Raw genomic sequence first — 21,445 nt, 5'->3', positions numbered from 1 at the left:
GCGGCCGTCGGCGCCTCCCGTGCCGCCGTCGACGCCGGCTGGTACCCGCACAGCAGCCAGGTCGGCCAGACCGGCAAGCAGGTCTCCCCGCAGCTGTACATCGCGGCGGGCATCTCCGGCGCCATCCAGCACCGGGCCGGCATGCAGACCTCGAAGACCATCGTGGCCGTCAACAAGGACCCCGAGGCCCCGATCTTCGAGCTGGTCGACTACGGCGTGGTCGGCGACCTCTTCGAGGTGCTGCCGCAGCTCACCGCCGAGGTGAAGGCCCGCAAGGCCTGATCCCGCGGGAAGGTTCGGAGGGCGTGGCGCCGGGTGCTCGGTGCCACGCCCTCCGTCGTCGTCCCCGGAGCGCGGCGGGTGGTGCGGGGGCCCGTAGAGTCGGCGCAACACGTGACGTGCGGTCATGAGCCGACCTCATGTCGCGGGCATGAGCCGGGCTCATGAGCCGGACGTGTGACGCGCAGGGCATGAGTCGGACTCATGAGCCGGACGTGTGACGTGCGAGGCATGAGGACAGCTCATGAGCCGGACGCGTGACGTGTGGGACGTGACGTGACGGCGTGCGACGAGGGCGAGGACGGTGGCATGGCACTGCTGACGGCACTTCAGGGCGGGTTCGGCGACGCGGCGGACGCACTGCGGATCGACGGCCGGGCGCTCTCCCGGGAGGAGTTGCTGGGCGCGGCGACCGCCGTCGCGGACCGGGTGGCCGGCGCCCCGGCGTTGGCGGTGCTCGCCCGGCCCACCGTCGAGACGGTCACCGCGGTGGTCGGTGGCCTGTTGGCGGGCGTCCCGGTGGTGCCGCTGCCGCCGGACTCGGGGCCCAAGGAGCGCGAGCACATCCTGCGCGACTCGGGTGCGGCGCTGCTCGCCCACGCCGTCGGAGAGGCCCTGCCCGAGGGTGGTTCGGTGGAGGGGCTGCCGGTCGATCCGCTGCGGCGCTCCGCCGTCACCCACGCCGAGCCGGCCGCGGACTCGACCGCATTCGTGCTCTACACCTCGGGCACCACCGGCGCGCCCAAGGGCGCGGTGATCCGGCGGCAGGCGATCGCCGCCGACCTGGACGCCCTGGCCGCGGCCTGGCAGTGGACCGCCGACGACACCCTCGCCCACGGCCTGCCGCTGTTCCACGTGCACGGGCTGCTGCTCGGCGTGCTCGGCGCCCTGCGCACCGGCAGCCGACTGGTCCACACCGGCCGGCCCACCCCGGCGGGGTACGCGGCGGCCGGCGGCAGCCTCTACTTCGGGGTGCCCACCGTCTGGTCCCGGGTGGCGGCGGACCCGGAGGCGGCCGCCCGGTTGGCCTCGGCCCGGCTGTTGGTCTCCGGCAGCGCGCCGCTGCCGGTGCCGGTGTTCGAGCGGCTGGCCGCGCTCACCGGGCACGCCCCGATCGAGCGGTACGGGATGACCGAGTCGCTGATCACCGTCAGCACCAGGGCGGACGGCGAGCGGCGCCCGGGCAGCGTCGGCCTCCCGCTGGAGGGGGTGCGCACCCGGCTGGTCGGCGAGGACGGCGCACCGGTGCCGAACGACGGGGAGACCGTCGGTGAGCTGCAGGTCTCCGGTCCGACGCTGTTCAGCGGCTACCTCAACCGGCCGGACGCCGACGCCGAGGCATGGACGGCGGACGGCTGGTTCCGTACCGGCGACGTCGCGGTGATCGGGGCGGACGGCTTCCACCGGATCGTCGGCCGGGCCTCGGTGGACCTGATCAAGAGCGGCGGCTACCGGATCGGCGCGGGCGAGGTGGAAGCCGCGCTGCGCGACCACCCGTCGGTGGCCGACGCGGCGGTGGTCGGCGTGCCGGACGAGGACCTCGGACAGGCGATCGTCGCGTACGTCATCCCGGACGGTGCCGTGACGGGGGAACAGCTGACGGCTTTTGTGGCGGATCGGCTGTCGGTGCACAAGCGGCCGCGCCGGGTCGTGCTGGTGCCCGAACTACCCAGGAACGCACTGGGAAAGGTGCTGAAGAAGCAGCTGCTGGCGGAGGCCGGGGGCCGGTGATGAGGGGGTGTCGGACGCCCCTGCGGTGACGGGTCCTCACCCTGATGCGCCGTCGGTGCTCACGGCCCTGACCCTTCCTTCCATTGGCGCACTCCACTGCGCGCCGTGAGCGGACGCGTGCCTAACGTGACGAGCAGGCAGAACCGAATCCCTGGGCGACACGCCGCGGCTCCCGGTCGCAAGGCCGGAGGCCGCGGCGGTTCGGGCGGGGATCTGCCGAGCCGTACCGACCGGTGTTTCCGGAACGTACGGCGGGTTCGAAGCAGTTCCGCAGCCGCCCGCCCGGCGGTAGTCCGCAGCGAGTCGCCGCGATCCGCAGCGACTCGCAGAGACCGCAGCAGTGAAGGAAGTCAGCAGGATGACCACCGTCAACACCGGCGCGCCGGATGCCGCCGACGAACCGACCGCGCAGCAGGTCGCTGCCACCGCCCGTTCCCCCCGTCCGTCCCGGGCCGCGCGGCTCCGCCGGGGGATAGGCATGGTGGCCGTGATCGCGACCGGAGCGGGTGTCCTCGGCCTCGGTACCGGTGTGAGCCCCGCGGCCGCCGAGACCGCGCCGGCGCACGCCGGCTGGGACGGCTCGCGCTACTGGTTCAAGAACAGCCAGGGGCAGTGGCGCTGGACCTCGCACTACGACGTCTACCTGGCACGGACCGGGGGTGGAACGAAGTCCTCGGGCACGTCGTCGAGCGGGGGGATCAAGCAGGGCTGGGACGGCTCGCGCTACTGGTTCCGCAACAGCAAGGGCGAGTGGCGCTGGACCACGCACTACGACATCTACCTGGCGCGGACCGGGGGCGGCTCCTCGTCGGGTTCCGCCGGTTCCTCGGGCTCGGGTTCCTCCGGCGGCTCGGTGGCCGCGGACCCGGACGTCGAGACCGCCGTGCAGTACGCGCTCGCCCAGCTCGGCAAGCCGTTCAGGACGGCGGGCAACGGGCCGGACGGGTACGACTGCTCGGGCCTGGTGCAGCAGTCCTTCAGGCGCGGCGGCATCAGCCTGCCGCGAGTCGCCAACGACCAGTTCGCGGCGACCACGCCGATCAAGGCGAGCCAGCTGCGTCGCGGTGACCTGCTGTTCTGGTCGCCCGACGGGACTCCGCGAGGCATCCAGCACGTGGCGATCTACCTGGGCGACAACCAGTACGTCGAGGCCGCGCGGCCGGGGACCAACATCAGGATCTCGCGCATCAGCAGCGGCTACTACCCGGCGTACATGGGTCGGCCGTAGCGGCTACCGCGGGTCCGTGATCCCGCGGGCCCGCAGGTCGGGGGCGTCCGGTCGGTCCGGCGCCCCCGACCCGCGGCTGTCCGGCGGGCGGTCGTCCGGTGCGTGCCCGTCCGGCGCTTGGTCGTCCGGTGCGTGCTCGCTCGGGGCTCGGTCGTCCGACGCGAGGTCAGAGGTCCGTCGGGCGGGGGAGGGCGCCGCGGGCGCCGAGGGCGGTGACGGCGAAGGCCCCGGCGGCGACCGCCGTGGCGGCCGCGGCGGGGAGGTCGGTGCCGCGCGCGAGTTCGGCGGCGAGGGCGCCGCAGAAGACGTCCCCCGCCCCGGTGGTGTCGACCACCCGGACGGCCGGGGCGGGCAGCCGGCTCGACCGTCCGTCCGCGGCGACCAGGACGCCGTCACCGCCGAGGGTGATCACCACGCCCTCGGCGCGGGTGGCGAGGGCCCGGGCGGCCTCGGTGACGTCGGTGGCCCCGGTGAGCTGGCGGGCCTCGACGGCGTTGGCGATGACCAGCGGCCGGCGCCCGGTCGGGCCGACGTCCGGCAGCTCGCCGGCCGGGGCGGTGTTGTGCAGCCAGCGGGTGCCGCCGGAGGGGCCCGCGGCCGGCAGGGCGGCGGCGGTTGCTCGGATGCACTCCGCGGGGACCTCGTTGCTGGTGAGGACCACGTCGACGGGGAGGAGCCGGAGGCGGCTCAGGGCCGCGGTGACCTCGTCCGGGGTGAGGTGCGCATTGGCTCCGGGGACGACGACGATGCTGTTCTCGCCGGAGGGGTCGACCATGACGATCGCCTGCCCGGTGGGTGCGTCGGGGTGCGTGAGCACGGAGCCCGTCTCGACCTCCGCGCCGTGCAGGTCGGCGAGCGCCGCCTCGCCGTCGGCGTCGCGTCCGACCTTGGCGACCAGGTGCGTCGCCGCGCCCATCCGGGCCGCTGCCACGGCCTGGTTGGCGCCCTTGCCGCCGAAGCCCAGGGTGGCGGCGTCGGCGAGGACGGTCTCACCGGGGGAGGGCAGCACGGGGCAGCGCAGGATGCGGTCGGTGTTGACCGACCCGATGACGACGACTCGGCCGACGGGCAGCAGCTTCATCGTTCCTCTGTACGCGCCGGGGTGCGGGCGACGCAAGCGGGCGGCCACGGCGGGTGCAGGCCGGGGTGCGCGCCGGAGTGCAGGCCTCAGTGCAGGCCGGGTGCACGAGCCGGGTGTCGCTGTGCGGGGCTGGTGTGCACAGGAAGTCGGCCCATCCGACCTCCTGTGCGCGAGCGGTGGTGAAGGGGTGCAATTTTTATGCGGACCGGTCTGTATATTCCTGCCCGCAGGCGCCTGGCCTGGGCACATGCCGCTGTCACGGGGCAGACGGGGGCGCGCGGGCGGGCGCGGCGGGGAGGTATGGGGAGCGGCGTGACGCGGGTACCACCACGGGTGGCGCTGGTTCGGCTGACGGGGGCGCTGCCCGGTGCGAACGGCATCGGGGGAAGTCGAGGGGCAGGGGACGTTGTGATCGTCTGGGTCAATGGCACATTCGGGGCGGGCAAGACGAGCGCCTGCCGCGAGCTGGTGGAACTGCTGCCCGGGAGCGTGCTCTTCGATCCCGAGCTGGTGGGCTTCGGTCTGCGCCGGATGCTCCCGGCCGACCGGCTGGCGACGGTGTCCGACTTCCAGGACCTGGCGGCCTGGCGCCGGCTCGTCCCCGAGACGGCGGCCGCGCTGCTCGACGAGGTCGGGGGCCCCCTGGTGGTGCCGATGACCCTGCTCAGAGAGGACTACCGGGACGAGATCTTCGGTGACCTCGCGTCCCACGGGATCACGGTGCACCACTTCGTCCTGGACCCAGAAGAAACGATCCTGCGCGAGCGCATCGCCCATCGCGAGGAGTGCCCGGGCGACCCGGAGGCCAGCGAGCGGGTCCGGACCTGGTGCCTGGAGCACCTGCCGCGCTACCGCGCCGCCCGTCGCTGGCTGGTCGGGGACGCCCGGATGGTCGACACCAGCGAGCTCACGCCCCGGGAGACCGCCCTCCGGATCGCCGAGCTGGTCCGGGTCGGTGCAGCCCGCTGCCCGATCGTCCAGAGCCCGGACCCGACCGGGGACACCGTGGCCTCCGCCGTCCTGTTCTTCGACGAGCAGGACCGCGTCCTGCTGGTCGACCCGGTCTACAAGCCCGACTGGGACTTCCCCGGAGGCGTGGTCGAGCGCGGCGAGGCCCCCACCGACGCCGCCCTGCGCGAGACCGCCGAGGAACTGGGCCTGCGCCTCGACCCGTCCGGGCTGCGCCTGCTCGCCGTCGACTGGGAGCCGCGCACCGGTCCGCGCCGCGGCGGTCTGCGGCTGATGTACGACGGCGGTCTGCTGGACGCGGCGGGCCGCCAGAACCTGCTGCTGCAGCAGGAGGAGCTGCGCAGCTGGCGCTTCGTCACGCTGGACGAGGCCGCCGAGCTGCTGCCCCCGAGCCGCTACCGGCGCCTGGCGGCCTCCCTGGACGCTCGGCGCAGTGGCGAGCTGCGGTACCTGGAGGCGGGGTGCCGGGTGGCCGTCGGGCTGGCGAGTGCGGCGGACGCGGCGTAGCCGACGGCTGCGGCAGAGCCGGTGGTTGCAGTGCGGGCGGTGCGGGCGGTGCGGACGGTGCGGACGGGGTGGGCGCGGTGGGCGGGCGGTCGGTGCGGTGTGGCACCGGGCCGGTGGGTTCGCCGGGCCGACGGCACGAGCGGGAGGATGGGGGCATGCCGTTCACACTGAGCCACCCCGCCGCCGTCCTGCCCCTGCTGCGCCGGGCCGGGGCGCGTGGGCCGTTGGTCGCGTCGGCGCTGGTCGCCGGGTCGATGGCGCCCGACGTGCCGTTCTTCGCCGAGTCCCTGCTGCCCGGGGTCTACGCCCACGGCGGGCTGACGCACAGCTGGTGGGCGGTGCCGACGCTGGACGTGGCGATCGCCGGGGCGTTGGTGGCCGGTTGGCACGGGCTGCTGCGCGGACCGCTGGTGGCGCTGCTTCCGGAGCGATGGGCGGGCGGTGCCGAGGCGTTGACGGTTCGCCGGGTCGTCGCCACGACTGGAGCCGGTGCTGGATCCCGTGCTGGAGCCGGTGTTGGAGGCGAGCCCGGTATCGGCTCGGACGCGGTCTGGTTCGCGGCGTCGGCGGCGATCGGCGCGGCCACCCACGTCGGCTGGGACGCGTTCACGCACGGCGGCCGGCTGGGCGTCCGGCTGCTGCCCGTACTGGACCGGTCGGTGGCCGGTGTGCCGTTGTACGAGGCGCTGCAGTACGGCAGTTCGGCGCTCGCGCTGGTCGCGATGGGCGGGTGGGCGGCGCGCGCGGTACGGGCGGTCGAGCCGGTGCGGCCGACGGTCGGGCTCGCGCCCCGGACGCGGCGGGCCGCCGTCGCGGTCCTGGGTGCGGCGACGGCGGTCGGAGTGCTGCACCGGCTCAGCCCGCTGAAGCGGAACCTGGTGCCGGAGGTGTGCTTCGGTGCCGGCGCCGGGCTCGCCGTGGGCGCCGTCGGGTACGCGGCGGCGGTGTCGGCCGCCCGCCGGTTGCGCGGCGGACGACCGGGGCCGGGACCGGGGGCCGCGAGCGGCAGCCCCCGGCCCGAGGTTCGTCAGACGGAGCGCAGCTCGGCGTAGCGACGCAGGAAGAGGGCCTCGGTGAGGGCCATCCGCTCCAGCTCCTGCGGGTCGACGCTCTCGTTGACCGCGTGGATCTGGGTGGTCGGCTCCTCGACGCCGATCAGCACGATCTCGGCCTGCGGGTACAGCGAGCGCAGCGTGTTGCAGAGCGGGATCGAGCCGCCCTCGCCGGAGGCGACCATCTCGGTGCCGAAGGCCTCGGCCATGGCCGCGCCCATCGCCTCGTACGCCGGGCCGGTGGTGTCGGCCTGGAACGGGGAGCCGCAGCCCTGGCGCTCGACGGTGAGGTCGGCGCCGAGCGGGACCTGCGCCTCCAGGTGGGCGATCAGCGCCTCCTGGGCGGCGGCGGCGTCCATGCCCGGCGGGACGCGCAGGCTGATCAGTGCCTTCGCGGCGGCCTGGACGGAGGAGGTGGCGCCGATCACCGGCGGGGCGTCGATGCCGAGGACGGTGACGGACGGGCGGGCCCAGAGCCGGTCGGCGATGGTGCCGGTGCCGGTGAGGGCGACGCCGTCGAGCACCTTGGCGTCGGCGCGGAACTGCTCCTCCGGGTACTGCACGCCCTCCCAGGTCTGGTCGGCGGTCAGCCCGGCGACGGTGACGTCGCCGTTCTCGTCGTGCAGCGAGGCGAGCATCCGGACCAGCGACTGCAGCGCGTCCGGGGCTGCGCCGCCGAACGCGCCGGAGTGCAGGTTGCCGCCCAGGGTGGTGACCGAGGCCTCGACCACCGTCATGCCGCGCAGCGAGGCGGTCACCGTGGGCAGGCCGGGGGCGAAGTTGCCGGTGTCGCCGATGACGATGGCGTCGGCGGCGAGCAGCTCGGGGTGCGCCTCGGCGTAGCGCTCCAGGCCGCCGGTGCCCTGCTCCTCCGAGCCCTCCACGATGATCTTCAGGCCGACCGGGTAGGCGTCCCCGTATACCTGGCGCAGCGCCCGCAGGGCGGTCAGGTGCATCAGGATGTTGCCCTTGCAGTCGGCGGCGCCGCGCCCGTACCAGCGGCCGTCACGCTCGGTCAGTTCGAAGGCGGGGCTGAGCCAGGCGTCCGCGTCCAGCGGCGGCTGGACGTCGTAGTGCGAGTAGAGCAGCACGGTCGGCGCGCCCTCGGGGCCGGGGAGCTCGGCATAGACGGACTGGGTGCCGTCCGGGGTGTCGAGCAGCTGGACGTTGGTCAGGCCCTCGGCGGCGAAGGCGTCGGCGACCCAGCGCGCGGCCTTCTCGCACTCCTCGACCGGGAACTGGCGCGGGTCGGCGACCGACGGGAAGGCGACCAGCTCGGCGAGGTCGGTGCGGGCACGGTCCATCAGGGACCGGACGGCGTCGGCCAGGGGCTGTGACATCGGGGCTCCGAGGGGATGCGTCCGCCCGCGGGGTGCTGCGGGCAGAGGGGCGGTTGGGGTACCGCCGATCATAGGCGGAGCGGGTTCGGGGGCTCGGGGGCCGGGGGTCCGCACGGTCGGGCGTGGTCGGGCTTGCACGGGCGTGGTCGGGCGGCCGGAGTCCGGAGAGCCCGGGCCCCGGGACGTACGGGCGGGGACGGAGCCGTGCGGCGGGTTCGTGCGCAGGCCCGGGCGGCGCTGCGTCCGGTGGGGCGGGCGGACGCATAGGATTGCTCGACGTGACTGACTCCGGAAGCTCCGATTCCCGTAGCCCGCTCGACAGCCCGAACGACGATGCGGCCTCGCCGCTCGACGACGGGGCCTCGCCGCCGGACGGCGTCTGGGACGTCGTGGTGGTCGGCGCCGGACCGGCGGGCTCCTCGGCCGCCCACGCGGCCGCCGCCCAGGGCCGCCGGGTGCTGCTGCTCGACAAGGCCGAGCACCCCCGCTACAAGACCTGCGGCGGCGGCATCATCGGCCCCTCCCGGGACAGCCTGCCGCCGGACTTCCGGCTGCCGCTGCAGGACCGGGTGCACGCCGTCACGTTCGCGTACGACGGGCGGTACACCCGGACGCGGCGTTCCCAGCGGATGCTGTTCGGCCTGGTCAACCGGGACGACTTCGACCTGCGCCTGGTGCAGGCGGCCAAGGCGGCCGGGGCGGTGCTGGTCACCGGAGTGACCGTCACCGGTGTCGAGCAGCGCGGCGGCGAGCACCGGACCGCACTGGTGACGGCGGCCGACGGGCGGACCTTCGAGGCCCGCGCGGTGGTCGGCGCGGACGGCAGTGCGAGCCGGATCGCCCGGCACGTCGGCGTCACCTTCGACCAGATCGACCTCGGCCTGGAGGCGGAGATCCCCGTGCCGCCGCAGGTCGCCGCCGACTGGGCGGGCCGGATCCACCTCGACTGGGGTCCGCTGCCCGGCAGCTACGGCTGGGTGTTCCCGAAGACCGAGACCAGCAGCCTGACCGTCGGCGTCATCTCGGCGCGCGGCGACGGAGAGCGGACCAAGCGGTACCTCGCCGACTACATCCAGCGGCTGGGCCTGGCCGGCTTCACCCCCAGGGTCGAGTCCGGGCACCTGACCCGCTGCCGGGCCGAGGACTCGCCGCTCTCCCGCGGCCGGGTGCTGGTCGCCGGGGACGCGGCCGGACTCCTGGAGCCGTGGACCCGCGAGGGCATCTCGTACGCGCTGCGCTCGGGCCGGCTGGCCGGCGAGTGGGCGGTGAGGGTCGCCGAGGCGGGCAACGCGGCGGAGGTGCGTCGCGAGGCGCTGAACTACGCGTTCGCCATCAAGGCCGGGCTGGGTGTGGAGATGCGCGCGGGCAAGCAGCTGCTGGGTGCCTTCGAGCGGCGGCCGTACCTGTTCCACGCGGCGGTCAGCCTGGTGCCGGCGGCCTGGCGGGCCTTCGCCCGGACCACCCAGGGCCACACCACCTTCGCCCAGGTGCTGCGGCAGAACCGGGCGGCGCGGAAGCTGATGTCGATGGCCTCGCGGTAGGCGGCGCGGCACGTCGGCGCGGCACATCGGTGCGGCATGTCGGTGCGGGGCCGGTGTTCCTCCTGCGGGGGAGGAGCACCGGCCCCGCTTTCCGTGCGTGGTGGGGCGGTTGACTCCACGTGGTCGGCGCCGGGGTGCCGGTGGCGGGGTGCCGGTGGCGGCTACTTGAGGCCGGTGTCGAGGGCGGTGATGAGCGTGCCGGACGGGGTGTCGCCGGACATCTCCCAGATCATGCCGCCGAGCAGGTTCTTCGACTTGAGGTAGGCCGCCTTCTGGGCGATCGACCAGGCGTCGTCGAAGGTCCACCACTGGCCGCCGGCGCCCGTGTAGCCGTACGTCGCAATCGACTTGGGGTCGTGGTAGACGGTGAGGCCGGACAGGCCGGTGATCAGGTTCTGGTACCCGCGGGTGCCCGCCTCCTCGGCGAACTGGCCCGGTGCTGCTCCGCTCGCGGACTGCCAGACGCCCTTCGCACCGCCGTCCGCCACGCCCTGCCAGCCGCGCCCGTAGAACGGGAAGCCGATGGTGAGCTTGCGCGGGTTGACCCCGGCGTCGAGGTAGGTCCGGACGGCCGCGTCCACGCTGAAGTGGTTGTTGTACGGGTCGTTCGGGTCCTGGAAGAGATTGGCCTGGTGGCCGGTGCGGTCGGGCTCCCAGGAGTTGTCGCTGCCCGAGCCGTGGAAGTCGTAGCCCTGGACGTTGGCGATGTCCAGCGAGCCGAAGATCCTGCCCAGGTCCCAGCCCGCGGCGACCTTCGCCGGGTCGGCCGGGGTGAAGGCGGTGAGCAGCTTGTGCGAGCCGCCCGACGCGTCGAGCTGCTTGCGGAACTCGGCCAGCAGCAGGGTCAGGTTGTCCTTGTCGCCGGCGCTCCAGTGGTTGCCGGCGTGGCCGTCGCCGGAGCCGGGCCACTCCCAGTCGAGGTCGATGCCGTCGAAGATCCCGGCCGCCACGCCGTCGCCACCGGCGCCGTTGTAGACCGGCAGGTTGCCCTTGATCCAGGTGTCGACGCAGGACTTGACGAACTTCTGGCGGGATGCGGTGGTGGCGGCGACGTCGGAGAAGTACTTGGAGTACGTCCAGCCGCCGAGTGACACGACCACCTTCAGGTTCGGGTACTTGGCCTTGAGCTTCTTCAACTGGTTGAGGTTGCCGCGGAGTTTGCCCCAGCCGTCGTCGGCGACGCCGTCCACCGACTGGTCGGCGCTCATCGGGCGGGCGTAGTCGGCGTCGGCGTCACCGGCGCCGGTGCCCTGGTCCGGGTCCTGAGGGTTGGAGGTGGTGCCCCTGGTGACGCCCGCGAGGCAGGTCAGATTGACCGGATCGATGTTCTCGAAGGCGTAGTTGACGACGTCCAGCTTGGCGGCGCTGCCGGAGGTGTCGAGGTTCTTGACGAAGTACTGGCGGCCGTAGATGCCCCACTGGACGAAGTAGCCGACCCGGGCGTACTTGCCGGCGCCGACCAGGTCCGAGGTGGTCGCGGTGAGCGGGGCGGAGGCGGGCGAGGCGTTGTCGGCGGCGTCGCGGGCCTTCACCGTGAAGGTGTAGGTGGTGGACGGCGAGAGGTTGCCGACGGTCGCGGTGAGCGTCTTGCCGGTGACCGTCGCCACCGGGGCGCCGCCCTGGTAGACGTCGTAGGCGGCGACCCGGACGTTGTCGGTCGCGGCGTTCCAGGCGAGCGTCACGTCCGTCGAACCGACCGCCGTGGTACGGAGGTTGGTGGGCGCGGTGGGCGGCACCGGGTCGGTGGACGGGTCGAAGGTGGCGGCGGTGACGGGCGCGCTCGGCGGGCCGGTGTTGCCGCGGCTGTCCTTGGCCCGGACGGTCAGCGTGTACGAGGTGGCCGGGGTGAGGCCGGTGACCAGGGTGCCGGTGGTCGGGCTGGAGGCGAGGACGGTGCTGCCGTTCAGCACGTCGTACGAGGCGACCGGGAAGTCCCCGCCGGTGGCGGCCGGCCAGCTCAGGGCGAGCGTGTGCGCGGTGGACTCGGTGACCGTCGGGGTGCCCGGGGCGGACGGCGGGACGTCGGGGGTGCCGTCGCACTTGTCGCCGTTGATACGGCAGTTGAGCGGAGTGGAGACCGGGCCGCTGCCGACGAACCAGAAGCTGTACGGCTCGGTGGTGCTGTGGGCGTTGACGGTGGAGTTGTAGAACGCGGCGACCACGCTGACGTGTCGGCCGTTGACGGTGGCGGTGCCGTTGTAGCTGTTGCCGACGGTGACGCCGGCCGGGAGGTCGAACTCCAGGGTCCAGCCGGACACGGCGGTCGCGTTGTCGTTGTGGACGACGTAGGTGCCCTGCCACCAGGAACCGTTGTCGGCGGTGGCGAAGGTGGCGGTGAGCCTTCCGGCGGCGTTCGCCGGGGTGGCCAGCGCGGTGAGCGCGGCGAGGGGGAGGAGGAGCAGGACACTGAGCAGTGCGAGCAGTCTGCTGCGCACGCGCGGGCGTCCGGCCCGGGATCGAGCGGACATGGTTCTCCCTGTGACTGTGGGGGTTGGAACAGGGTGACGTAGAACCGGGTTTGATCCGTGTGCGATCGGTGCCTTCGTCGTGGGGGGCGAAGGCATGGGAACTGTAGGAGGACTGGACCAATGCGTCAACAGGTCTGTACCACGCCTGTCATCTGCTCGCCCCGCCCCGTCATCTGTTCACCCCGGACCCCGTCAGCTCGTCCCCGAGCGGGCTGCGCCGGTACAGCACCGACCGGCCGTGCCGGGCCCGGGTGACCAGGCCGGTGGCGGCGAGGACGGACAGGTGCTGGCTGACCGCTCCCGGGGTCACGCCGAGGCGGTAGGCGAGCTCGGTGGTCGAGGCGGGTTCGGCGAGCAGGGCCAGCAACCGGGCCTTCGGCGCGCCGACCAGCGCCTCGACGGCCTGTGGCGGCACCGGCGCCCCTCGGCCGGCCATGCCCGCCTGTCCGCGAGCCGGGTAACTGATCTGCGGCGCGCGGTCGTTGCCGATCATCGTGATCGCACCACGAGCGAAGAACGTCGGGCACAGCACCAGGCCGCGCCCGTCCACGGGGGTCTCCACGTCGCCGTCCCCCCAGTGCCGGTTGATCGACAGGACACCGTCCCGCCACTGGAGCCGGTGGTCCAGGTCGGCGAAGAGGGCTGCCGCGCCGTGTCGGGCGAGCAATCGGGCACGGTAGACCAGGTCGGCGTCCAGCACCGCGCGGGCCTGCGGCCACCAGGTGGGGGCCAGACACACCTCCCAGTACTCCTCCAGCGCGTCCGCGATCCGCGCCAACAGCCGCTCCGGATCGGCGAGTCCGGCGTCGAGCGAGGCGGGCAGCGGTTGGCCGTGCGGGAGGAACGTCTGCTCCAGTTCGATGCGCAGCTGCTCCGGCGGCAGCGCGCGGACGGTGGCGAGCTCGGCGCGGAACTCGGGGGAGGGTGAGGCCGGACGGGGCGTCAGGAAGTCCGGCACCCAGCGGTTCCGGGCGACGAGCGACAGCAGCAGACGGGAGTCCAGTCGCTCGAAGGAGGGCCTGAGCTGCTCGAAGGACCGGGTCTGGAGGTGGTAGACGCCCGGGTGGGTCCACATCCGCAGGCCGAGCACGGCCTCGTGGATCGGGGAGGCGGCGAACCAGGTGGTGGCGAGGTCGGCCAGGCGGAGCGTGAACCGGTGCACGAGGGCGTCCTCCTGATGGGGCCGGCCAGGGCCGGTGGCGCCCGGCTTCGGATTTAGCCAGAGCCTAAAGGAGTACCCGGGTCGCCCCGGCGGGCGGTGGGATCCCTGTATGACCACCTCGACGGCGGAGTCCTCCGCACCTTCCCCTGCCGTGCCCGAAATCCCTGCCACCTCCGAAGCCGATGCTGCGCCCCGGAGTACGGCGGGGCCCGCCGGTCCCGGCGCGAGCGGGGTCGTCGCCGCCCTGCGGGCGCGCCTGCACCCTGATCCGACGGTCCGTCGGCTGGCCGGGATCACCCTGGTCAACACGGTGGGCAACGGCCTCTCGCTCGCCGTCGCGGTGCTGTTCTTCACCCGGGTGCTCGGCTTGAGCGCAGCCCAGTTGGGCCTCGGGATGACGGCCGCCGGCCTGTGCGGGGTCGTCGCGAGCGTGCCGGCCGGCCGGGCCGCCGACCGTTGGGGTGCCCGGCCGGTGCTGGTGGTGCTGGTGTCGGTGCAGGCGGTCGGCACCGCCGGCTACGCGCTGGTGCACAGCTATCCGGCCTTCGTTGCGCTCGCCTGCGTGGTCTCCGCCGTGGACCGGGGCTCCGCCGCCGTGCGGAACGCTCTTTACGCCGAGGCGTTGCCGGCCGATCGCCGGGTGGCGGGGCGGGCCCACCTGCGGGTGGTGACCAACATCGGGATCTGCCTGGGGACGGGCGTCGGCGCGATCGCACTCCAGGTGGACACCCGGCCGGTCTACCTGACGGCGATCCTGGCCGACGCCGTCTCCTTCGTGGCCGTCGCCGTGCTGTTCCACCGCCTCGTCGTTCCGCCGCGGCCGTCGGTGGCCGCAACGTCGGCCTCCGAGCGGTCGGCCTCCGAGCGGTCGGCCTCCGAGCCGTCGGCCTCCGCGTCGTCGGCGAAGACCGGCGTCCCGAACCCGTCGGACCCCTCGGACAGGGGCGTCAAGCAGGGGCGACGGCGGAACCCGGCGCTGCGGGACGGTCCGTTCGTGGCAGTGACGGTACTGAACGCCCTGCTCTGCCTGCAGTTCGCCGTACTGGAGGTGGGCGTGCCGCTCTGGATCGTCCAGGAGACCGACGCGCCGCGGATCACCGTCGCGGGCACCCTGATCGTCAACACCCTGCTGGTGATCACCCTGCAGGTGCGGGCCACCCGGGGCACCGAGGAGCGCACGGGAGCCGCCCGGGCCTGCGGGCGCGCCGGTGTGGTGCTCGCCGCGTCCTGCCTGGTCCTCTCGCTGGCGCACGGCCTGCCCGCGATCGTGGCGGCCGTGGTGGTGCTCGCCGGGGTCGCGCTGCAGTCGCTCGGCGAGGTGACCGCCCAGGCGGGCGGCTGGGCGCTCAGCTACGACCTCGCGGGCGAGCGCGACCACGGTGCCTACCAGGGCGTGTTCAACGCAGGGACGGCGGCGGCGATGATGGCCGGTCCGGCACTGGTCAGCACCCTGGTGATCGGGTACGGCACGGTCGGCTGGGTCGTCCTGGGCGCGGTGCTGGCGGCGGCCGGCCTGGCGATGCGTCCCGTCGTGCGGTGGGCCGGGCGGCGGGACGCGGTCCTCACGGCGCCGTGAGACCGGGCGGCGTGGTGCGGGGGCAGGCCGAGGTGCGGGGACAGGCTGCGGTGTGGGCCCGGGCCGGTCCGTTCGGCTCGGGCCGCCTCCGGCCGGCTCCGGGCGGCTACTCGGGGACGACGGCCAGCGCCTCGATCTCGATCAGCACGTCGGGCCTGAACAGTGCCACGACCTGCATCGCGGAGGCGGCCGGCAGGGGTAGGGCGCCCAGGTACTCGTCGCGGGCCTCGCGGATAGCCGCGAGGTGGGCGATGTCGGTCATGAAGAAGGTGAACTTCACGACGTGCTCGAACCCGGCCCCGGCGGCGGCCAGGCAGCGGCGCAGGTTCTCGAAGACCTGCCGCGCCTGTGCCTTCGGATCGCCCACGCCGACCAGGTTCCGCTGCTCGTCGAAGGCGACCTGGCCGGACACCTGGACCAGCCGACCGGTGCCGGTGACGACCTGGGTGTAGCCGGTGCCGGGTGCGACGCCGGGCGGCTCGGTGATGTGGGTGAGGTGAGAGGTGGTCATGCCGCGGATCTTGGTCGTGATCCGCTGCGGCCGCAAGCCCGGCTCCGGCCCGCCGACCGGCCTCAGCGCACCACCTCGGGCAGTTCACGCAGGAACGGGCGCTCGGTGGAGGGGAGTTGGGAGGCCGGCCCGCCCGAGCGCAACACCACGTCGAGGACGGCGTCCGGATCGGCGGCGTAACCACCACTGGCCCAGGCCGCGTTGGCCTCCACCACGGCCCAACGGCCGTTCTCCGTCCGCCCGATGTCCACCACGGAGGCGCTCGGCAGCGGCGCATCGGCTGCCGAGGCCGCAAGCACGTCCCGGGTGAACGCGAGCACCTCGGCGGCCTCCCCGCCGGGCGCGCCCGCGGTCTCCAACGGCGCGACGGACAGCTCACCGTCCACCGCGTAGCGCGAGCCGGCCCGCACCGCGCCGTCCAGGACGAACAGCCGGTACTCCGCGCCGAACCGCACCACCTCGCTCACCAGCACCGGCGTGTCGGCGTCCAGCACCTCGGGCCCGGGAAGGGCGCCGCCGTCGGGGTAGATCCGGGCGGCGAACAGCTTGTCCACCGGCGGCTTGACGAACGCCGGGCGGCGCAGCCGACGTGCCTCGGCGAGGGTGGTCGCGGTCACCCGGCGCCCGGTCAGGGCGAGCGGCAGACGGGTCAGCCAGTCGGCGGCCGGCTCCAGCAGGCCGAGGCCGAGCTCCCGTCCTACGGCGTCACCGAACAGCGGCCCGCCGTACACGTGCACCCGCGCGTCGAGCAGCTCGCGCGGGGCCTGCCAGGACGTCGCGACGCACGCCCGCAGGCCGCGGCGCCCGGCGGCGGTGCGCAGCTGGAGGCCCGTCTCGTTGATGCGCGGCGCGAGCAGCAGGACGGGGGTGTCGGTGGCCATGGCAACGATGCTGCCGTGGTAGAGGCAGGTGTGGCCAGCGGATATCGGCTCGTGCGGGCCTGGGTCGGGGCCGGGTGCGGCGGAGGGTTGGCCCCGGGCGGGCGCGGCGGGCCACGGCTGGGCCTGCGGGCGGGCTGGTTCCGGGTGTGCCGGCAGGCCGGGGGCGGGTGCTGCGGCGGGCTGCTTCCGTCGGCGGTCCGGTGGGCGCGGCAGGTTGGCTCTGGCCGAGGGGCGGGTGGGCGTGCCAGAGTCGTCCGGGCGCCGTCCGGGCACCCCGGACCGCGCCCGCAGTCCGACCCACCCTCAGCCGGAAGGCAGGCCCCGCCGATGACCAGCGCAGAGCCCCTCGTCCGCGTCAGCACCACCGACGCCGTCACCACGCTCACCCTCGACTCGCCGCACAACCGCAACGCGCTCTCCACCCGGCTGATGGCCGAGCTGCGCGCCGGGCTGGCGGCGGCCGCCGCCGACCCGGAGGTCCGCGCCGTGGTGCTCGGGCACACCGGCAAGGTGTTCTGCGCGGGCGCGGACCTCTCCGAGGCGACCGGGGCGGACCCGACGGTCGGCCCGCGCGGACTGGTCGAGCTGCAGCGGGCGATCGTGGACTGCACCAAGCCGGTGATCGCGGTCATCGACGGGCACGTCCGGGCCGGCGGTCTCGGCCTGGTCGGCGCGGCGGACCTCGCCGTCGCCGGACCGACCTCGACCTTCGCCTTCACCGAGGTCCGGCTCGGCCTCGCGCCCGCCGTCATCTCGCTGCCGCTGCGCCCCAAGCTGGAGCCGCGCTCGGCGTCCCGCTACTACCTCACCGGCGAGGTCTTCGACGCCGCCGAGGCCGCCCGGATCGGCCTGATCACCAGCGCCACCGGGTCCGCCGAGGACACCGGCGTCGTGCTGAAGGGCCTGCTGGACGCGCTGCGCCAGGGCTCCCCGCAGGGGCTGGCGGAGTCGAAGCGCCTGGCCAACGCCGACGTGGTGCGCTCCTTCGAGCGCGACGCCGACGAACTCGTCGAGCTGTCGGCGCGCCTGTTCGGCTCGGAGGAGGCGCAGGAGGGCATGCGGGGGTTCCTGGAGAAGCGGCCCGCGCGCTGGGTGCGTTGACCGCTGGGTGCGTTGGCCGCTGAGCGTGCTGATCGCTGGGTGCGTTGGCCGCTGGGCGTGCTGACGCCGGGTGCGTTGACCGCTGAGCGTGCTGACGCCGGGTTCCGTCGGCGCGGCGGGTCGGGTTCCGGCGGCGCCGAGCCCCGGGTCTGCCGGTGCCGCGGGCGCACCCCGGCTACCCGGGGGTCGCGCCTGCCCGCCTGCCCGCCCGACCGGCGGGCGTCACGCTCAGCGGACCACTGCCGCCTCCCGCCAGAAGTCGAGCAGGCGCCGGTCGCCTGCCTGCTCGACGTCCGCGGCCTGCTCGCCGGGCAGCCGGTTCCACAGCAACAGGTAGAGGTCCTGGGCGGGGCCGGTAAGGGTGAGGTCGGCCGGGCTCGCGCTCTCGCCGGTGGTGACGGCCGGCGGCTCCTGGGTGATCGTCAGGAGCCAGGATCCGGGGCCGTCGGTCGGCCGGACCCGGAGGGTGCGCGGCTGGTCGCTGCGCAGCGTGGACCGGCTGCGGGTCATGAAGCCGCGCACCAGTTCGTCGATGCCGTCCAGGGCGAGCGCGGTGTCCACGGCCGGGCCGGGCGTCCCGGCGGCCGCGTCGGCGTCGTGGCGGTGGACGGCGGTCTCGTGCGCCTGGCGCCGGGCCCAGAACGCGAGTGGGCTGGACGCGGGCATGAAGGTCCAGCAATCGACGTCGGCCGGGGCTTCGGTGAGCGCGTCCACCAGGGTGGCGTGGCCCTCGCGGAACCAGTCGAGCAGCGCCGCGTCCGAGGGCATCGGCCCGACGACGGCCTCCTCGCCCGCGTCGTCCAGCGGCGCCCGCAGACCCCGGGCCGGGAAGGCGGTGGCCCAGCGGTGCACATGGCCGACGTGCTGCAGCAGGTCACGCAGCTGCCACTCCGGGCAGGTGGGGACGGGGGCGGACAGGTCCGTACGGGCGGCGGCCTCGGCGAGCCGGATGCCCTCGTGCCGCAGTGCGTCGATGTGCTCGGTGATCTCCATGGGACGGAGTCTTCCATCGCGGATCGCCGCCGGGCGCGGAATTCGGACATTTCTTCGAGTGGTCGGGGTCGGGGCCTGTCGTGGTCGGTTGCGGCGGGTGCCGGGGTTGGTGCGGTCGGGACGGGAGGGGCCGGTGTGATGTTGGCCGCCCGGCGGCCGGGCCTCCGCTACGGGCCGGTAACGTGAGCGCATGCCGATAACCCGTTCCCTCGTCTCCGCCGTCCGGGCAGGTGGCCGCCGTGCCGCCGGACGCCTCGTCCATCGGGGCTGGCGCTGGGTGCAGCGGACCGGGGCGGTCACCAACCAGAGCCCCGGACCGTACCGGTTCGGCGAGCTGGGGGACGGTACGACCCTCGCCTTCCCGCTGGGGGCGGTGTTCAACGAGCAGTGGATCACCATCGGACCGTTCTCGATCATCGGCGAGCGGGTCACCATCAGCGCCGGGTTCCTGCCCGGCCTCGACCTCGGGCCGGAGCCGATCGTGCGGATCGGTGGCGGCTGTGTGATCGGCCGGGACAGCCACATCGTCGGCCACCAGTCGATCGTGCTCGGCGACGACGTGTGGACCGGGCCGGGCGTCTACATCTCCGACCAGGCGCACGAGTACCGGGCCACCGACCTGCCGATCGGCAAGCAGTGGCCGCGCAACGAGCCGGTGGAGATCGGTACGGGCAGCTGGATCGGCACCGGCGCGGTGATCCTGCCGGGGGCGCGGATCGGCCGCAACGTGGTGGTCGCGGCGGGCGCGGTGGTGCGCGGTGAGGTGCCCGACCACAGCGTGGTGGCGGGTGCACCGGCGAAGGTCGTCCGCCGCTGGACCGAGGAGGAGGGCTGGCAGCCGCCGCTGCGCCACGAGGCGCCGCAGCCGGTGCCGGAGGGTGTGACGGCGGAGCAGCTGCGCGCGTTGGTCGGCTGGGACCTCAGGCTGCCAGGGCAGCAGAACTGACCATCGTTTTGTCGATCCTTTAGGTGAGCTCGCCGTTCCTCTGACGGTGTATCGGCTAGTGTGCCGTTCGTTCGATTTTGATCGACTTATGGAACGGGGGACTTCCATGCGCAACCGTCTCGTCGGCGGCCTCGTCACCGCCGGAATCGTGCTGGCGGCCGGGATCGCTACCGCGCCCGCCGCCTCGGCGCAGGCCTCGCAGTACTGCGGCTACACCGGTGCCCAGCCCACCCTGCGGTACAACAGCACCGGTGACGCGGTGAAGCAGCTCCAGTGCGAGCTCAACCACGTCCCGTACTCGTCCGGGAGCACCCGATTGGACGAGGACGGAGCCTGGGGCAACGCGACCGACGCGGCCGTCTGGCGGTTCCAGAGGTGCGCCGGCATCGGGCAGGACGGCATCGTCGGCCCGCAGACCTGGGACAAGCTGAACGGCTGGGTGCTGGCCCACAGTTCTCTCGACTGCTGAGCTCGGGATCTCCGGATCTCCGGATCTCCGGCCTCGCAGGCACCCGTGCTGTCGCCGTCCGGTGAACGGCGGCGGCGCGGGTGCGCGGCGCTGTCCGCGATCGATCGGGAGCGATCGGGGTCGATCGGGGTCGATCGGAACTAGCGTGTGGGGGCGGCCTGTTCGGCGGTCCGCGCGGCGATGGCAGCGGTGATCCGCAGGATGTCGGCGGGGCGGGCCGGGTCCAGGCCGGTCAGCGCGGCGATCCGGCGCAGCCGGTAGTCGACGGTGTTCGGGTGCAGGTGCAGCGCGCTCGCGGTGTGGCGACGGTTGAGACCCCCGGCCAGGTGGGTGCGCAATGTGGTGAGCAACTCCCCGGCATCGCCGAGGGGTTCGAGCAGTGCGGCGAGTCGGGCACGGGCCCGGCTGGGCCGGGTGAGCTGGTACTCCAGCAGGACGTCGTCCAGCCGGTGCAGCCCCGGTGGGCGACCGAACGCCCGGGCGATGTCGAGGACTTCGTACGCGAGAGCGGCCGCCTCGGGCACCTCGGCAGGAGCGGCGATCGCCGCCCCGGCGAGTATCGGCGCGCCGGCCGCCCGGGCCGCTGCGGCGAGGGCGCTGGCGAGCTGCGGCCAGGGGGCGTCGGCGTCCCCGTCGGGCGACTCCGACGGTAGCGGCGGGACCCTCGCTACTCCCGGAACTCCCCTCGCTCCCTTCGCTGTTGCCTGTGCTCTCGGAGCCGACGGCGTCGGAGACGCGGGCGACGCCGGTGACGCCGTCGGGGCTTTCGGTGTCGGGTCGAACGGGACGAGGACCAGTCCACCCGACGGCGTGAGCGCGGTGAGCGCCGACTGTCGGGTGCGGTGGTCGAGTTCGGCGCCGAGTCGGCGGAGCTTGCGGCGGGCGGCGATGCCCGGGTCGACGCCGGGGGAGTGCTCGTCGGGGTGGTCCGCGACGGACAGGCAGAGCACGGCGTAGCGGGCGGGAAGCCGGAGCCCGGCCCGGGCGGCGGCCTCGTCGGCGGGGGTGCCCGCGAGCAGCGCGGTGAGCAGGGACTGCCGGGCCGTCCACCGCAGGTCGGCGGTCGGGCGGCGCCCGTCCAGGAAGCCGGCACCGGCGGCGGTGGTGGCCTGGCGGAGCTGGTCGAGCAGCAGTCGGTTGAGGACCAGCAGCTCGGCGGCGTCGCCCTCCCGGGCGTGCCGGGTGACGAACTCCCAGCACACCTCCAGCCCGAGGTGGTGGGCGAGCAGGACGGCGTCCAGCGGCAGGCCCTCCTCGGCCCGCCGGGCGGCGGCCTCCCGGACGGCGGCGAACTCCTCGGCGGGGGCGGGGAGTCCGGTGCGTACGGTGTGGGCGAGGGCGCGGATCCGGCGCTCGGTGTCCCGGGTGAGTTCGCCGGTGATCTGTTCGCGGGGGAGGCGGCGGTAGACCGGCACGCGGTCCAGCAGGGCGTCGACCACGGTGTGCGCCAACTCGCGGACGCCGCAGAGGAGCCGTTGGTCGGCCGGGAGGCCGCCGATCACCGGGATGCGCCAACCCGGTGCCTGTGCCGAGGTGTCCGGGGGCGTGCAGTGGGGTGCGTTGTGACCGGTCACAGAGAACACCGTCCAGGTCTGGTGAACGCCCAAGGG

General features: G+C 74.2%; 18 protein-coding genes. 10 read left to right on the top strand and 8 right to left on the bottom strand.

What is annotated here, in order from left to right:
• The 3 genes from ABTY56_RS34645 to ABTY56_RS34635 all read left to right on the top strand — a co-directional run.
• Positions 1-282: electron transfer flavoprotein subunit alpha/FixB family protein (locus ABTY56_RS34645; RefSeq protein WP_350633354.1), on the top strand; the 282-nt coding region annotated here is incomplete at its 5' end.
• A 306-nt stretch (positions 283-588) separates the two neighbouring features.
• Positions 589-2,010: an acyl-CoA synthetase gene (locus ABTY56_RS34640; RefSeq protein WP_350633353.1), complete on the top strand. Its 1,422-nt coding sequence runs from the start codon at positions 589-591 to the stop codon at positions 2,008-2,010.
• Between the two features lie 358 nt (positions 2,011-2,368).
• Positions 2,369-3,238 carry a C40 family peptidase gene (locus tag ABTY56_RS34635; protein WP_350633352.1) on the top strand — a complete coding sequence of 290 codons (870 nt, stop codon included), beginning with the start codon at positions 2,369-2,371 and terminating at the stop codon, positions 3,236-3,238.
• Between the two features lie 166 nt (positions 3,239-3,404).
• On the opposite strand, the gene ABTY56_RS34630 is transcribed toward ABTY56_RS34635, so the two are convergent.
• A complete protein-coding gene (locus tag ABTY56_RS34630) occupies positions 3,405-4,319 on the bottom strand; it encodes a ribokinase (protein ID WP_350633351.1) in 915 nt (304 codons plus the stop codon).
• A gap of 408 nt (positions 4,320-4,727) precedes the next feature.
• On the opposite strand from ABTY56_RS34630, the gene ABTY56_RS34625 reads away from it, so the two are divergent.
• Positions 4,728-5,795, top strand: a complete 1,068-nt coding sequence (locus ABTY56_RS34625) for an NUDIX hydrolase (protein ID WP_350633350.1) — start codon at positions 4,728-4,730, stop codon at positions 5,793-5,795.
• A gap of 155 nt (positions 5,796-5,950) precedes the next feature.
• On the top strand, positions 5,951-6,847 hold the full coding sequence (locus ABTY56_RS34620) for a DUF4184 family protein (protein ID WP_350633349.1): 897 nt from the start codon (positions 5,951-5,953) through the stop codon (positions 6,845-6,847).
• On the opposite strand, the gene ABTY56_RS34615 is transcribed toward ABTY56_RS34620, so the two are convergent.
• The gene (locus ABTY56_RS34615) at positions 6,823-8,187 is read right to left on the bottom strand and encodes a dipeptidase (protein ID WP_350633348.1); all 1,365 of its coding nucleotides are present in this window, start codon (positions 8,185-8,187) and stop codon (positions 6,823-6,825) included. The two genes, ABTY56_RS34620 and ABTY56_RS34615, sit on opposite strands and share 25 nt — an antisense overlap.
• A gap of 278 nt (positions 8,188-8,465) precedes the next feature.
• Here ABTY56_RS34615 and ABTY56_RS34610 point away from each other — a divergent pair, with 278 nt between their 5' ends.
• Positions 8,466-9,728: a geranylgeranyl reductase family protein gene (locus ABTY56_RS34610; protein WP_502893251.1), complete on the top strand. Its 1,263-nt coding sequence runs from the start codon at positions 8,466-8,468 to the stop codon at positions 9,726-9,728.
• Between the two features lie 161 nt (positions 9,729-9,889).
• Here the strand turns inward: ABTY56_RS34610 and ABTY56_RS34605 are convergent, their stop codons facing one another.
• A complete protein-coding gene (locus ABTY56_RS34605; protein WP_350633347.1) occupies positions 9,890-12,196 on the bottom strand; it encodes a glycosyl hydrolase family 18 protein in 2,307 nt (768 codons plus the stop codon).
• Positions 12,197-12,365: 169 nt separating this feature from the next.
• Entirely contained in the window at positions 12,366-13,358 is a 993-nt protein-coding gene (locus ABTY56_RS34600; RefSeq protein ID WP_350633346.1) for an ArsR/SmtB family transcription factor, read from the bottom strand.
• A 151-nt stretch (positions 13,359-13,509) separates the two neighbouring features.
• On the opposite strand from ABTY56_RS34600, the gene ABTY56_RS34595 reads away from it, so the two are divergent.
• The gene (locus tag ABTY56_RS34595; RefSeq protein WP_350633345.1) at positions 13,510-14,934 is read left to right on the top strand and encodes an MFS transporter; all 1,425 of its coding nucleotides are present in this window, start codon (positions 13,510-13,512) and stop codon (positions 14,932-14,934) included.
• A 106-nt stretch (positions 14,935-15,040) separates the two neighbouring features.
• Here the strand turns inward: ABTY56_RS34595 and ABTY56_RS34590 are convergent, their stop codons facing one another.
• The gene (locus ABTY56_RS34590; RefSeq protein ID WP_350633344.1) at positions 15,041-15,445 is read right to left on the bottom strand and encodes a RidA family protein; all 405 of its coding nucleotides are present in this window, start codon (positions 15,443-15,445) and stop codon (positions 15,041-15,043) included.
• Between the two features lie 62 nt (positions 15,446-15,507).
• On the bottom strand, positions 15,508-16,326 hold the full coding sequence (locus ABTY56_RS34585; RefSeq protein WP_350633343.1) for an ATP-grasp domain-containing protein: 819 nt from the start codon (positions 16,324-16,326) through the stop codon (positions 15,508-15,510).
• Positions 16,327-16,653: 327 nt separating this feature from the next.
• Between ABTY56_RS34585 and ABTY56_RS34580 the strand changes: the two genes are divergently transcribed.
• Complete coding sequence (locus tag ABTY56_RS34580) at positions 16,654-17,427, top strand: enoyl-CoA hydratase family protein (protein ID WP_350633342.1); 774 nt, start codon at positions 16,654-16,656, stop codon at positions 17,425-17,427.
• 228 nt (positions 17,428-17,655) lie between these two features.
• Here the strand turns inward: ABTY56_RS34580 and ABTY56_RS34575 are convergent, their stop codons facing one another.
• The gene (locus tag ABTY56_RS34575; RefSeq protein ID WP_350633341.1) at positions 17,656-18,420 is read right to left on the bottom strand and encodes a maleylpyruvate isomerase family mycothiol-dependent enzyme; all 765 of its coding nucleotides are present in this window, start codon (positions 18,418-18,420) and stop codon (positions 17,656-17,658) included.
• Between the two features lie 190 nt (positions 18,421-18,610).
• Between ABTY56_RS34575 and ABTY56_RS34570 the strand changes: the two genes are divergently transcribed.
• Together ABTY56_RS34570 and ABTY56_RS34565 are read left to right on the top strand one after the other, a co-directional pair.
• Complete coding sequence (locus ABTY56_RS34570) at positions 18,611-19,366, top strand: acyltransferase (protein ID WP_350633340.1); 756 nt, start codon at positions 18,611-18,613, stop codon at positions 19,364-19,366.
• A gap of 106 nt (positions 19,367-19,472) precedes the next feature.
• Positions 19,473-19,835, top strand: coding sequence for a peptidoglycan-binding domain-containing protein (locus ABTY56_RS34565; RefSeq protein ID WP_350633339.1), 363 nt, complete (start codon positions 19,473-19,475; stop codon positions 19,833-19,835).
• A gap of 140 nt (positions 19,836-19,975) precedes the next feature.
• On the opposite strand, the gene ABTY56_RS34560 is transcribed toward ABTY56_RS34565, so the two are convergent.
• On the bottom strand, positions 19,976-21,409 hold the full coding sequence (locus tag ABTY56_RS34560; protein ID WP_350633338.1) for a PucR family transcriptional regulator: 1,434 nt from the start codon (positions 21,407-21,409) through the stop codon (positions 19,976-19,978).
• Between the last annotated feature and the right edge of the window lie 36 nt (positions 21,410-21,445).

It is taken from the genome of Kitasatospora sp. NPDC097691 (assembly GCF_040302665.1).
Classification (GTDB): Bacteria; Actinomycetota; Actinomycetes; order Streptomycetales; family Streptomycetaceae; genus Kitasatospora.
Note: the sequence above shows the minus strand (reverse complement) of the source record. Positions and strands in the feature narration are given on the sequence as shown.